Annotated in this window: 12 protein-coding genes; 7 read left to right on the forward strand and 5 right to left on the reverse strand. The window is 72.7% G+C overall.

Annotation, left to right across the window (positions count from 1 at the left end):
* Positions 1–68: 68 nt before the first annotated feature.
* From ACT2CW_RS04030 to ACT2CW_RS04040, 3 genes are all read right to left on the reverse strand, one after another.
* The gene (locus ACT2CW_RS04030) at positions 69–482 is read right to left on the reverse strand and encodes a hypothetical protein (protein WP_445515498.1); all 414 of its coding nucleotides are present in this window, start codon (positions 480–482) and stop codon (positions 69–71) included.
* A gap of 211 nt (positions 483–693) precedes the next feature.
* On the reverse strand, positions 694–1,794 hold the full coding sequence (locus ACT2CW_RS04035; protein WP_138914723.1) for an AMP-binding protein: 1,101 nt from the start codon (positions 1,792–1,794) through the stop codon (positions 694–696).
* Positions 1,795–1,876: 82 nt separating this feature from the next.
* The gene (locus tag ACT2CW_RS04040; protein WP_445515681.1) at positions 1,877–3,241 is read right to left on the reverse strand and encodes an aldehyde dehydrogenase family protein; all 1,365 of its coding nucleotides are present in this window, start codon (positions 3,239–3,241) and stop codon (positions 1,877–1,879) included.
* Positions 3,242–3,557: 316 nt separating this feature from the next.
* Between ACT2CW_RS04040 and ACT2CW_RS04045 the strand changes: the two genes are divergently transcribed.
* The 3 genes from ACT2CW_RS04045 (at position 3,558) to ACT2CW_RS04055 (ending at position 5,084) form a co-directional block, all read left to right on the forward strand.
* Positions 3,558–4,256 (forward strand): response regulator transcription factor, encoded by a 699-nt coding sequence (locus ACT2CW_RS04045; protein ID WP_138914722.1) that lies wholly within the window; start codon positions 3,558–3,560, stop codon positions 4,254–4,256.
* 124 nt (positions 4,257–4,380) lie between these two features.
* A complete protein-coding gene (locus ACT2CW_RS04050) occupies positions 4,381–4,833 on the forward strand; it encodes a hypothetical protein (protein WP_445515499.1) in 453 nt (150 codons plus the stop codon).
* Positions 4,830–5,084, forward strand: coding sequence for a hypothetical protein (locus ACT2CW_RS04055; protein ID WP_182471870.1), 255 nt, complete (start codon positions 4,830–4,832; stop codon positions 5,082–5,084). Before ACT2CW_RS04050 ends, ACT2CW_RS04055 begins: the two co-directional genes overlap by 4 nt.
* 48 nt (positions 5,085–5,132) lie before the next feature.
* Here the strand turns inward: ACT2CW_RS04055 and ACT2CW_RS04060 are convergent, their stop codons facing one another.
* Positions 5,133–5,477 carry a hypothetical protein gene (locus ACT2CW_RS04060; RefSeq protein ID WP_445515500.1) on the reverse strand — a complete coding sequence of 115 codons (345 nt, stop codon included), beginning with the start codon at positions 5,475–5,477 and terminating at the stop codon, positions 5,133–5,135.
* Positions 5,478–5,592: 115 nt separating this feature from the next.
* The gene (locus tag ACT2CW_RS04065; protein ID WP_445515501.1) at positions 5,593–7,347 is read right to left on the reverse strand and encodes a cellulose binding domain-containing protein; all 1,755 of its coding nucleotides are present in this window, start codon (positions 7,345–7,347) and stop codon (positions 5,593–5,595) included.
* 509 nt (positions 7,348–7,856) lie between these two features.
* On the opposite strand from ACT2CW_RS04065, the gene ACT2CW_RS04070 reads away from it, so the two are divergent.
* From ACT2CW_RS04070 to ACT2CW_RS04085, 4 genes are all read left to right on the forward strand, one after another.
* Positions 7,857–9,911, forward strand: a complete 2,055-nt coding sequence (locus tag ACT2CW_RS04070) for a TerD family protein (RefSeq protein WP_445515682.1) — start codon at positions 7,857–7,859, stop codon at positions 9,909–9,911.
* A gap of 114 nt (positions 9,912–10,025) precedes the next feature.
* Positions 10,026–10,937 (forward strand): dihydrodipicolinate synthase family protein, encoded by a 912-nt coding sequence (locus ACT2CW_RS04075; protein ID WP_445515502.1) that lies wholly within the window; start codon positions 10,026–10,028, stop codon positions 10,935–10,937.
* A 142-nt stretch (positions 10,938–11,079) separates the two neighbouring features.
* Positions 11,080–12,081, forward strand: coding sequence for a proline racemase family protein (locus ACT2CW_RS04080; RefSeq protein ID WP_086879575.1), 1,002 nt, complete (start codon positions 11,080–11,082; stop codon positions 12,079–12,081).
* A 59-nt stretch (positions 12,082–12,140) separates the two neighbouring features.
* Positions 12,141–12,824 carry a GntR family transcriptional regulator gene (locus tag ACT2CW_RS04085; RefSeq protein WP_445515503.1) on the forward strand — a complete coding sequence of 228 codons (684 nt, stop codon included), beginning with the start codon at positions 12,141–12,143 and terminating at the stop codon, positions 12,822–12,824.
* Positions 12,825–12,855: the final 31 nt, after the last annotated feature.

The raw sequence follows: 12,855 nt of genomic DNA on the forward strand, positions 1-12,855 counted from the left end.
GTTCGCGCAGATCGCGCAGTTCGCACACTGGATGGGTGGAGCGGTGCATCGCGGTGACCGGCGTCGGCCTAGGTCCGAAGTACTTGGAGCTGATGGAGGCCGAGGGCGCGGACGGGGCGGTCCGGCGGCGCCCGGGCGGAGTCCGGGTCCCGGGGGCCGTCCGGCGGCGGAACCTCGGCGAGGGAGGGCGGGGGTACGGGCGTGGGCATCAGGGCCTGGACCACTCCCCGGGGGCCCGCGACACAGTCGTCGCTTCCGGTGCCCGAGCCGGAGGTGTCGAACGGGCGGTGCCCCGGAGCCGGATACGCGACCGGCTCCTCGTACGGCTGGGCCGACGCGGTCTCCGCCAGGCGGTGCGGGCGGCACCCGGTCGACAGGGGGCCGTGGCCGGCGGCGGGCTGGACGCACGAGGGCGCCATCCATATCGCCGCGGCGAGCAGCAGCACGGCACGGCAGAGCACGGAAGGCACGGTGCCGCGCACCGGGTCCCTCCGTATGTGGCCCCTCCGTATGCGGGCCTCTCCTCCGCGCTGCCCTCTGCCCATCGCGCCAGATCGTAACCACTGCGACTGTCGCGACTGAATGGGTCCATGGCGGAACGCGGCAAACGCCTGGTGGCGGCTCGGTGTCAGCCGCTGGTGGCGGCCCGGTGTCAGCCGCGCCGCCACCCCTGGCGTGAGGATACGTCCCCGATCAGTAGACGCCCTCGATCACGACCTCGTCGTCGAACATCGCCACCGGCCCCACATCGGCCACCGAGTCCCCGACCGCGCCCTCCGGCGGCGGGACGCGGATCGCCAGATCCCGCTCGAGGTTGTTGGGCAGCAGGGCGGACTTGCTGACGTGGTTCATCACCACCTGCCCGCGCTCCCCGTACGCCACCGGCCGCCCGCTCGCCGGGTCCACCACCGAGAAGGTGACGAACGGCGTACGCGGATCGAAGACGCACGGCTCGTCCGGGCCGAGCCCCAGCCGCTCGGTGGCACCGCCGAGGATCATGGTGTTGCCGTAGGTGCCGTACAGCTCACAGCCGGGGAAGACCTCGGAGCGCAGCAGATCGCGGGTGTCGGCGTCCATATGGGCGCCGCCCCACATGATGCCCTTGACCTTCTCCCCGATCAGCTCGATGAGGTCGTCGTGCCGGGCCAGCCGCTCCAGCAGCGGCGGGGTGGTCATCAGTACGCCGATGTCCTGGGTGCGCAGGACATACGCCGCCTGCTCCACCAGATGGTTCACATAGGCGTCGGTCTCCTCGGCCTTCCCGCCGGAGATCAGCTTCTTCACCCAGCGCGGATCCATGTCGACGCGGAACATCAGCCCACCGTGCCGGGCGGCCGTGCCCGCGACCATCTCGCCGACCATATGGGGGCCGCTGGGGGCGATGGCGAGCCAGTCCACCCCGCGCGGGATGCCGAGCCCGTCGAGGTCGGCGCTCAGCCCGTGGGTGAGGCGGTCCAGCCAGTCGCGCAGACACACGATCCGCTTGGGCGCGCCGGTGGTGCCGCCGCTTTCGAAGACCCCGACGATCCGGGCGTCGGCGCCGTACCCCTGGGGGATCAGATCGCGCACCGGCACCTCGCGCAGCTCGCCGGTGACATTGGGGAAGAGCGCGAGGTCGGCGACGCCCTTGACGTCCCGCCGCGGATCGAAGTCCAGCGTCTCCGCCTTCCGCAGCCAGAAGGGGGAGCCGGTGTCCGGGCCGAAGTGCCACTCCATGGCGGCGCGGATGTACTCATCGGGGTCGGGGCGCTCGTCGAAGGGGATGTCGAGCACCGAAAGGGAAGCTGTCGGCACGGGATGCTCCTCGCGGATGGCGGCAGGGCGGCAGGACGGATGGCGGCAGGGCGGATGGCGGCAGGGGTGCGGACTCATGGGGTCAGCCGCGGATGACGGCCTTCGTACGCATCAGGAACTCGCCGAGATACGCGTCGTGCGGGATGCCCGGCGCGATCCAGTGGGTGGGATGGTCGCCGATGTAGAGGTTCTTGATGGAGGGCTCGGCGAGCAGCCCGTCCAGCAGCGCCTCGTCGCCGGTGATCGCCGTGACCACCAGGCTGTCCCGGAGCGCGGCGACCCCCGCCTCGCGCGTCCAGGGGGCCACCCAGACGCAGGGGAACGACAGCTCCACGCCCAGTCGCGGGTCCCGCGGATCGTCGAGCTGGAAGACGGCGGGGCGGAGGGCGGCGCTGCCGTCGCCGAGGTCGTCCACCACGCCGTCGCCGCCCAGCCAGGCCCGGGCGCCCGCGGCCTTGCCGAGCAGCAGGCGCTCGAAGCCGCGCGCGACCTCGAGGGGATGGACCGGCAGCACGGCCCGCTCGTCCTGCGGCGGCAGGCTGGGGAGGGCGGCGAGCCGCTCCGCCAGCGCCTCGGCGACCGGCGCCGGATCGCCCTCGACGAGCACGGCGGTGGCGTTGACGCACGCGGTGCCGCCGTGGCGGGCGATGGAGTCGACGACGACATCGAGGTGGTCGCGCCACTCCCGGTCGGCGGTGATCAGGATCTTGGAGCGGCCGGGCCCGTTGGGCAGCACGGCCGGATCGGCGGCGTAGCGGTCGATGACCTCCTGCCCGCCGTAGACCATGGACAGGTCCGCGCCGTGCAGGATCTCGCCCGCCGCGTCGTGGTCGGTGGGCAGCAGCACCACCTGGTCCGGGCCGAACCCCGCCGCGCGCAGGGCGCTGACCAGCCGGTACGGGGTGAGCGGCTCACGGCGGGAGGGCCGTACGGCCACTCGGTAGCCCAGCGCCAGCGCCTCGAGCCACAGGGCGTGCACGGCGGGGTGGTTGCCGGCGGCGTGCACCGCGAAGACATCGCCGCGCCGGATCCACACCGCGGTGCCGCTCCTGGCGTACGGATCGCGCCAATCGCCCACCGCCCCCACCGGGCGGGCCGCCTGGACGCTGCGGTGGGCGTCGGTGGCGCTGAGCCGTATCGCCTCCACGGCGATGCGCACATTGGCGAGCGGGGTGCCCGACATCCGGCACACCGCGCCCTCGTACGCCGCGTACGACATCCCGGCCACGGTGCCGGTGGCGAACAGCTCCCCGGCCCGCTTCAGCGCGGCCAGCCGCTCCTCCAGGGGCAGGGTGTCGGCGGCGCGCAGCGCGGCCAGCGCCCGGGTGACGAACAGCCGGGGCACCAGGGAGAGTTCGGCCATCGGGACGCCGGTGACATCGGTGACGGTGAGGCGGTGGCGGGAGCGGTAGGGCCCCTTGGGCCCCAGCGCGTCCAAGGCGTCCAGGGCATCCGGGGCGTCGAGGGCATCCGGGGAGTCCGGGGCGTCCACGGCATCCGGGGAGTCCGGGGTGTCCACGGCGTCCGGCGAGTCAGGGGCGTCCAGGGCATCCGGGGCGGTGGCGGGCTGGGACACGCTGGCTCCTTCGCTGGCGCGGGACACACCGGCTCCTGGGCGGGCGCGGCGGGAAAAGGGTGAACCAGGCCAATCCCACGGCGCGGACGGGACGGAGTCAATTGGCCCAAAGGCCATGCCCGGGCCCCTGGAACGGGCCGTGCGCACGGCGGGGCACGTACCATGCCGGGCCGGAGGTGGTACGGACATGGCAGGCACGGGCAGCGGTCGCGTCCTGGTGACGGATGACGACGCGGCCATCCGGCGGTCCCTGGAGCGCGGGCTGCGGCTCAACGGGTTCGCCGTGACCCTCGCGGACGGCGGCCACGCCGCGCTGGCCGCGCTGCGCGACGGGGCGCCCGATGTGGTGGTCCTGGACATCTCCATGCCCGACCTCAGCGGGATCGAGGTGTGCCGCAGCCTGCGCGCGGACGGCAATGACGTGCCCGTCCTGATGCTGTCGGCCCTCGACGAGGTGGCCGACCGGGTGGCCGGGCTCCAGGCCGGGGGCGACGACTACCTCGTCAAGCCCTTCGCGCTCCAGGAGCTGGTGCTGCGGCTGCACGCCCTGCTGCGCCGCCGTCCGCCCGCCGCCACCGACCGGGTGCGGGCCGGTGCGCTGGAGATGGTGCCGGAGGCCCGGGAGGCGTGGCTGGACGGGGTGGCGCTGCGGCTCACCCGGCGCGAGTTCGAGCTGCTGGACGTGTTCGCCCGGAACGCGGGGATCGTGCTCACCCGCGATCAGCTGCTGGATCGCGTCTGGGGCTATGACTTCGACGTCCGTACGGACGCCGTGGACACCTTCGTCAGCTATCTGCGCCGCAAGCTGGAGGCGGGCGGGCGGCCACGGATGCTGCACACGGTGCGCGGCGTGGGGTTCGTCCTGCGGCCCACCGAAGCGCCGTAGCCGGGGGCGGCACCGGCCGTTCCGTTCCACAGAGTTTCCACAAAGAAGGTTCCTAGGTTTTTCCCCAGTCCGGGACGGCCCGGCCCCTCCCCGGCCGTCCGGCTCCTAGGGAAGGAACAGCACCATGCACCGTGGAAAGAGCGCCCTCGTGGCGTGCGCGGCCACCGCCGCCCTGCTCGGTCCGGTGGGCATCGCGGCGGCGGACGGCAGCGCCCCGGCCTCCGCACCGGCCGCCTACCCCAGCGCGAAGGCGCCGAAGGCGCCGAAGGGGGCGGGGGACGGCTCCCGGGGGCTGTGCAAGCGCGCCAAGAGGATCGACAAGCGGCTGGACCGCGCGCTGAAGCGGCTGAAGGGCCCGGCGACCGTCCGCGGGTCGGTGGCCCGGCTGACGAAGCGGGTCGAGCGGGCGAAGAAGGCGGACCACACCGAGGTCCAGACGTTCCTCGACCACAAGCTCACCTTCCGCAGGTCCCTCGTGCCGACGCTCGAGCAGCGGCAGAAGGACCTGTCGAAGGTCCAGAAGTGGTGCGCCGCGCGCGGCGAGGGCTCCGGCGGCGGCAAGGAATCGGCGAAGTGAAGCGCGGCCCCTGGGCCGTGGCCGCCACGGCGCTGCTTTGCGCCGCGCTGGTCACCGGCTGCGGCGGCGGCAAGGGCGGTTCGGACGGCTCGGACGGCTCGGACGACGCGGACGGCTCATCGGGGACGTCCGCCCCGTCGGCCACCGCACCGGCTCCGTCCGCCTCCGAGCTGGACGAGCTGAACAAGCTCGTGGACGACGCGGAGTCGGCGGCGAACAGGGCGGACTCCGACGCGGCGAACGACGACTGACCACGAGACGCGGCCCCGGCGCGCCCCCACCGCGCCGGGACCCGTCCGTCAGACGATCGTGACCGGGGCGATCAGACCCGCGGTGGATCCGGCCGGTACGGGGCCGGCCTCGGCGCTGACCAGGTCGCCGCTCTCCAGGATCCCGGAGCCGCTGACGTCCACATGGACCCGCAGCCCGTAGTTGTCGCCCGGGACGAGCTCACCGGGGACGGTGACGCTGAACGGGACATGGCCGCCCGGGCTCAGCGGCACATCGGTGAGGACCTGCGCGGCCACGATTGACTCGGGGGTGTCGGACCGGGAGACGTTGCGCACCTCCACCACCACCCGCGCCGCCCGCCCGGCGGGGGCGTCGGGTGGCAGGGTCACGATGCCGCTGAGGACACTGCTCATTCCTGGATGGTTTCCCCCGGGAGCGGAGGTCTTGTTCCGCCATCCGGGTGGGACCGCCGTTCGGGCCGGGGCCGGGGAGCGGCGCCTTCAGCCCGCGCGTTGGGGGAGGGCGCCGTCAGCCCGCGCAGGGGCGGCCGTTCAGGGTGAAGGAGCCGGGCGGCCGGTTGCCGTCGCTCCAGGATCCGAGGAAGCCCACGGAGAGGGAGCCACCGGCCTTGACCCGCTTGTTGTAGTCGGCCGCGGTGGCGGTCACCTTCGAGCCGTGCTGGGTGAACTCCCCGTCCCACATCTGCGTCACCCGCTGGGAGTCGTGGAAGGTCCAGGTGACCCGCCAGCCGTTGAGAGATTCGCGGGAGGTGAGGGTGACGGCGGCCTGGAAGCCGTCGGGCCATTCGTTGACCAGCTGGAAACGGGCCGTGCAGTCGGCGTCGTCGCCGGGCTTCCGGCCGTCGGAGGGCGGTTTGCCGCCGTGGCCGGACGCGGAGCCGGAGTCGCCCTTGGAGGACGAGGCGGACGGGGCAGAGGAGCGCCCGGGCTTCTTCTGGTGCCCCTCGCCGGAGCCCTTCCCGTCCTTCCCGCCCTCGCTCTTCGAGGGGCCGGGGGAGGCGGGGGCGCCGGGGTTGTACGGGGACGAGGTGGCGGGGGCCAGGCTGCCGGGGGTCACCTCGGGGCCCGTCGCACCGCCGGTTCGGTTGTCGGAGTCGGCGGCGGTTCTGGTCATCGCGACCAGTGCGGCAAGGGCGACGACGGCGATCACGGCCAGGATGACCGTCGTACGGGCTCTGCGTAACCGGCGGCGGGCGGCGCGGTTCCGGACGACCCGGTGCCCCCCGGAGCGAGCCACGCTCGCCCCATCGGCCCCGCCCGCACCGGCTCTGCCGCCCGCGCCGGCTCTGCCCTCCACACCCCCGGCCCGTCTGCTCCGCCGCGCCCCGATCGCGTCCAGGACCCGGTCGCGCAGCCGTTCCCACAGCGGGGCGCGGACCGCGTGCGCGGTGGGGGCCGCGGCGCGGGCGCTCGGCGCGGCGCCCGGGGCCCGCTCGGCGAGCGCGCGGCGCCGCTTGAGGTAGAGGTTCGCGCCCCAGCCGATGACCCCGCCCGCCAGCGCGCCGGGCAGCCCGGCGCCGTCCACGTACATACAGGTGGCGGCGTCCCGGCAGCTACGGCAACGGGCGAGGTGCTGCCACAGATCGGCGGGCGAGGGGGAGTCGGGCGCCCGGGTGGCGGCGTCCAGCAGCTTGGCGTAGCTGCGGCACTCCTCGTCGGTGAGGGTGTCCACATGGGCGCGCTGACACCGTTCGCGGAAGGCCGCGCGGACCCGGGCGATCTCCTCGGTGGCGTACTCCGGGTCGTACCCGAGCTGCCGGGCCACCGCCTCCGTGGACCGCGCCTCCACCTCGACCAGCCACAGCAGCTCCCCGTCCGCCTCCGGCAGGTCCCGCAGCGCGCGCAGGGCGAGCGGCTGGTCCCGGGGCGGTGCGGCGAACCGGGCGGCGAGGTCGGAGGCCAGCCAGGTCCGCAGCTCCGGGTTGAGCCGGTCCCCGTGCCGGTGGGCGACCCAGTCGGCGGCGGTCTTCCGTACGGCGGTCAGAAAGAGCGGAAGCCACGGGAGGCGCTTGCCGAACCCCCGGGTACGGCGGTTGCGGGTCTCCCGGATGCCCCGCCGGAACGCCTCGGTGGCGAGCCGCATCCCGTCTTCCGGGGTGGTGGTGCACAGCTCCGCGTAATCGGCGACCGCGTCCCAGTACGCGCCCAGCAACGCCGTGGCGGAGGCCGCGCCATCGACATCCTCGCCGGGCGCCTCGGCGACCCCGCGACGCGTCGGGGAGCCGTCCCCGGGCGATTCCCTGGGAGATGAGTGGTCGGGCATGGAGGCAATTCCTCACTCACGAACAGCGGCGCCCCCGCCGGGGGGCAACCCTCTCACAAACGGGCCGCAGGATGGTCAGCCAACAGCACAGCGATGCCTCGGAGTTGGGGATTCCCCTTACGGGGCGGGCCGAGCCTTTCACGCCGGTGACCTGGCTGACAAGAGACGAAGAGCAGTCCCCGCTTTGGAAGAGCAGCCACCTGACAGGCGGTGGGATCCGGCCGAATCAACGTGAATAGTAGTCACGTTCACTGTCTCGTGCGACACAAAGGCCACACCCGCAAAAGGTATAGACCGCACAGTTCGCGCTGTGAACTCTTGTGCGTTTTCGGTGACTTCCGGGGGTCGCGGGTTGCCATCAATCGGCGCATGACCTCCCGAAACGCGTGGTTCGGGCGCTAAGGTTCACTTCGCTCACGCGACATGTGCGGCGCGTCACGCATCGCAATGCGGAGGCCGCTCGGGGGGTCCGAGGCGGCTGTCTTTTGGGGGGACGAACCATGCGGGAGATGATCAAGGGTGGCAATGTCGGCCTGGCCGCTCTGAGCGAGGACACGGGATCCGTGATCGTGAGCCTGAACTGGAGCTCCGCGACCGGAGACGGGGACGCCGACGTCTCCGTGCTGCTGCTGAACGGTGATGGCAAGGTCCGCGGCGACGCGGACTTCTACTTCTACAACAACCCGGCCGCCGCCGATGGCAGTGTGCAACTGCTGGGCAAGACGCCGACCGCCGAGGGGAACGAGGACCGCATCAGCCTCGATCTGACGGCGGCACCCGCGGATGTCGAGCGGATCGTCGTGGCGGCCAGCCGGTACGGCGGCGCCAGGTTCGGCGATCTCGGCGACCTGCGGGTGACCCTCGCGGACCGGGTCGGCGAGACCCTGCTGGGGTTCTCGATCGAGGACGCCGACGTGGAGAGCGCGTTCATCTTCGGCGAGCTCTACCGCCGGGGCGAGGAGTGGAAGTTCCGTGCCGTCGGGCAGGGGTATGAGTCCGGACTGGCCGGTCTGGCCACGGACTTCGGCATCGACATCGACGATGACGCGGCTGACGAGGCGGCGGCCGACGACAGCGCGGCTGACGAGGAGACGGCCGACGATGACGCGGCTGACGAGGCGGCGGATGCCGCGCCGGAGGCGGTGGAGCAGGCGCCCGCGCCCGGGGCCGAGGGGGCGCCCGGCATCCCCGCGCGGACGGCGACGCCCACGGACCGGGTGACGGACGAGGAGTCCGCACCGGCTCCGGCCCGCCGCCCCCGCACGGCGAAGAAGAAGGTCACGCTTCCCAAGGTCGCCAGGAAGTCGCTGGCGGAGAACGAGTCGTGGCGGGCGGCGCGGCTCTTCCCGGTTTCCTCGCTCAGATACGACCGGGAACGGGAAATGCGCGCCACGTCTGTCCTGCTGTCGGTGATGACGCAGGTGCCCGAGTTCGGGCGTCGGCTCACCGCGGCCTTCGGCGCCCCCGCCGGCCGTATGGAGACCTTCACCGAGGTCTCCCTGCCGCACGGTGGCAACGCCCCCAAGCGTCCTGACGGCGTGATCCGCGTCGAACGGGCCGGGAAGCTCTGGACCGCCCTGGTGGAGACGAAGACCAACGGCAATCCGCTCAAGTCCGAGCAGGTCCAGGACTACATGGACATCGCCGCCCGGCGGGGCTACGAGGCCGTGATCACGCTGTCCAATGACGTCGCTCTCGAAGGCAGCCCACTGGTCGACGTCAAGGTCGACGGACGCCGTAAGCACAAGGTCGCGCTGTGGCATCTGTCCTGGGCCGAGGTGGCCCACCACGCCCAGATGCTGATCCGCCACGAGGGTGTCGGCAACACCGCGCACGCCTGGCTCCTCCAGGAACTGCTCCAGTACCTCCAGCACGAGAACTCCGGCTGCCACGGCTTCCAGAACATGGGCCCGGCCTGGGTGCCGGTGCGCAACGGCATCGACAGCGAGACCCTCTGCCAGGGGGACCAGCGCGCCATCGACGTGGTCGAGAGCTGGGACCGGCTCATCCGCCAGGTCTGTCTGCGGCTGGGCGGCGAACTCGGGCAGAAGGTCCTGCCCGTTCAGCGCGCCAGGCGGGGGACCGACCAGAGTTCCCGTCGTGCGGCCATGGCCGACCGGCTGTGCGAGGAGGGCCGCCTCTACGCCGAGCTGCGTATCGAGGGCACCTCCGGGATCCTCGCGATCGTCGCCGATCTGCGGACCGGCAAGCTGCGCACCTCCATCGAGATTCCGGCCCCGGACCAGGGTTACCCCCTCACCTGGGCCAAGCGCCTGGTCCGGCAGCTGGCCGAGGCTCCGGCCGACCTCCATGTGGAAACCCTTGTCGAGGGGCAGGGCGGCGGCCCGCGCGGCACCCTCGAGCGGCTCCGGCCCGAACCGGCCGACATGCTCCCCAAGGGGGGCGCCCGGATAACCGGGTTCCGGCTGTCCCTCTTCAAGGGCATGGGCGGCGCCCGAGGCAATGCCGAGTCCGGCTTCATCCGCAGTGTCGACGACGCCGTGGACCGCTTCCACTCCGGTGTCGTCGCCCACCTGGGGAGCCGCCCGGCCCGACGGCCGTAGCGGATAGGGGACAAGGGGGAGGAAGGTGGATCGGGGCACTGTGCGGTGTGACATTGCACTGCTATCTTCAAAGGGAAATCCGGTGGTCTGGTCCCCTCCCCCAGGAGGTTCCGCATGCCCGATCTCTCCGCGCCCTGGCGTGGCGTTCATGTCGCCACGGCGCTTCCGTTCCATGACGATGACGAGTTGTCGGTCGACTACGAGGGTTACGCCGCCCATGTGCGGTTTCTCGCCGAGCACGGTTGTGACGGGGTGTGCCCCAATGGGTCGTTGGGGGAGTACCAGACCCTGACGGACGAGGAGCGGGCGCGGGTGGTGCGGGTGGCGGTGGAGGCGGCGCCCGGGGGGTTCGGGGTGATGCCGGGGGTGGCGGCGTACGGGGCGCTGGAGAGCCGGCGGTGGGCGGAGCAGGCGGGGGAGGCCGGGGCGCGGGCGGTGCTTGCGCTGCCGCCGAACAGCTACCGCGCCGACCGGGAGGCCGTGGTCGGCCACTACCGCGAGGTGGCGCGCGCCGGGCTGCCGGTGGTGGCGTACAACAACCCCCATGACACCAAGGTCGACCTCACCCCGGAGCTCCTGGCCGAGCTGCACGGGGAGGGGCTGATCGTCGCGGTCAAGGAGTTCAGCGGGGATGTGCGGCGAGCGTACGAGATCGCCGAGCGCGCCCCCGGTCTCGATCTGCTGATCGGCGCCGATGACGTGCTGCTGGAGCTGGGGCTCGCCGGGGCCGTGGGGTGGATCGCCGGGTATCCGAACGCGATTCCCGACGCCACCGTGGAGCTGTACCGGCTCGCCACCTCGGGCGTCGGCGCGGATCTGGAGAAGGCGCTGCCGCTGTACCGGGCGCTGCATCCGCTGCTGCGCTGGGACTCCAGGACCGAGTTCGTCCAGGCCATCAAGGTGTCCATGGACCTCGCCGGGCTGCGTGGCGGGCCGTGCCGCCCTCCGCGCTCCCGGCTGGCCGGGGAGGCGGCGGCCCGGGTCGTCCGGGAGACTGAGACGGTGCTCGCGCTGGGGTACCGGTGAGGGCCGCGTCGGTGGGGGGCGAGGTACCGGTGGGGGTCGTGTCGGTGGGGGCCGCCGTACCGGTGAGGGTCGCCGTACCGGTGGGGGTCGTGTCGGGGGTTGCCTTGCCGGTGGGGGACGGGGTGCGGGGCAGGGGGCGTTCATGAGGTCGCGGCGGGTGTTGCACACCGTGGAGTCCCACACCGAGGGCATGCCCACCCGGGTGGTCACCGGCGGGGTGGGGACGCTCCCGGGTGCGACCATGGCCGAGCGCAGGCAGTGGTTCATCGAGCACCGCGACGATCTGCGCACCCTGCTGATGTACGAACCGCGCGGCCACTCCGCGATGAGCGGGGCCATCCTCCAGCCGCCGACCCGGCCGGACGCGGATCACGGTGTGCTCTTCATCGAGGTGTCCGGGGTGCTGCCCATGTGCGGGCACGGCACCATCGGGGTGGCCACCGTGCTGGTCGAGACCGGGATGGTCGAAGTGCGGGAGCCGGTCACCACCATCCGCCTGGACACCCCGGCGGGCCTGGTGGTCGCCGAGGTCGCCGTGCGCGACGGGGCCGCCACCTCGGTGACGATCCGGAACGTGGCCGCGTTCTGCCCGGCCACCGACCGTACGGTGCGGGTGCCCGGCCTCGGCGAGGTGCGCTACGACATCGCGTTCGGCGGCAACTTCTACGCCATCGTGGAGCTGGACGCCCTCGGGCTGCCCTTCGACCGGGCGGCCGGGCAGGAGCTGCTGACCGCCGGGCTGAAGATCATGGACGCGGTGAACGCACAGGACCCGCCGCACCACCCCGAGCGGCCGGACATCACCGGCTGCCGCCATGTCTACCTCCAGGCCCCGGGTTCGACGGCGCGCCACTCCCGCCACGCGATGGCCATCCACCCGGGCTGGTTCGACCGCTCCCCCTGCGGCACCGGCACCTCCGCGCGGATGGCGCAGCTGTACGCACGCGGTGAGCTGGGTCTCGGCGAGGAGTTCGTGAACGAGTCGTTCATCGGGACGCGGTTCATCGGGCGGCTGCTGGAGGAGACCACGGTGGCGGGGCTGCCCGCCGTCGTGCCCTCGATCACGGGGCGGGCGTGGGTCACCGGCACCGCGCAGTTCCATCTCGACCCCGAGGATCCGTTCCCGGCCGGGTTCCTGGTGTAGCGGGTTTCTGGTGTAGCGAGTTTCCGGTGCAGAGAGGGGAGAACGGTGGTGGAAGGGACATGACCGGGTCCGCTCCCCGCGCCCGCGGCTCCAGTCTTGCGCCGCTCGGCAAGCGCGAGAGCCTGCGCGACCGGGTCAGAAACGCCCTGCGCGCGGGCATCATCTCCGGTGAACTCGCCCCCGGCGCCGTCTACTCGGCGCCCGCCCTCGGCGCCCGCTTCGACGTCTCCCCCACGCCCGTCCGCGAGGCGATGCTCGACCTGGTGAAGGAGGGGCTGGTGGTCTCGGTGCCCAACAAGGGGTTCCGGGTCACCGAGGTCTCCGAGCAGGACCTGGACGACCTGGCGTCCATCCGTCTGCTCATCGAGCCGCCCACCGTACGGGAGGCCGTCCCGCGTATCCCGCCGGGGGAGCTGCCCGCGCTGCGGGAGCTGGCCCAGGCCATCGTGGACGCGGCCGAACGCGGCGACCTCATCGGCTATATCGAGGCCGACCGGGTCTTCCATCTCACCCTGCTCGGCCACGCCGGGAATCGGCGGCTGGTGGACGTGGTGTCCGAACTCCGCTCCCAGACCCGGCTGCTGGGGCTCATCCCGCTGCTGGAGAGCGGGCGGCTCGGCCAGTCGGCGGCCGAGCACCACGCGCTGCTGGACCTCGTGGAGGCGGGGGACGCGCGCGGCGCCGAGGCCATGACGCATCGCCATATCGGCCATGTGCGCGGGCTGTGGGCCGGTGGCCCATGACTCGGGCTGGGAGGGATTCGACGCACCAAGA

This window comes from Streptomyces sp. NEAU-174 (assembly GCF_052665095.1).

Coding starts and splice junctions, on each gene's coding strand:
- ACT2CW_RS04050 (WP_445515499.1), top strand. CDS start 4,381: ATGCACCGTGGAAAGAGCGCCCTCGTGGCGTGCGCGGCCACCGCCGCC.
- ACT2CW_RS04085 (WP_445515503.1), top strand. CDS start 12,141: ATGACCGGGTCCGCTCCCCGCGCCCGCGGCTCCAGTCTTGCGCCGCTC.
- ACT2CW_RS04080 (WP_086879575.1), top strand. CDS start 11,080: ATGAGGTCGCGGCGGGTGTTGCACACCGTGGAGTCCCACACCGAGGGC.
- ACT2CW_RS04075 (WP_445515502.1), top strand. CDS start 10,026: ATGCCCGATCTCTCCGCGCCCTGGCGTGGCGTTCATGTCGCCACGGCG.
- ACT2CW_RS04060 (WP_445515500.1), bottom strand. CDS start 5,477: ATGAGCAGTGTCCTCAGCGGCATCGTGACCCTGCCACCCGACGCCCCC.
- ACT2CW_RS04070 (WP_445515682.1), top strand. CDS start 7,857: ATGATCAAGGGTGGCAATGTCGGCCTGGCCGCTCTGAGCGAGGACACG.
- ACT2CW_RS04045 (WP_138914722.1), top strand. CDS start 3,558: ATGGCAGGCACGGGCAGCGGTCGCGTCCTGGTGACGGATGACGACGCG.
- ACT2CW_RS04065 (WP_445515501.1), bottom strand. CDS start 7,347: ATGCCCGACCACTCATCTCCCAGGGAATCGCCCGGGGACGGCTCCCCG.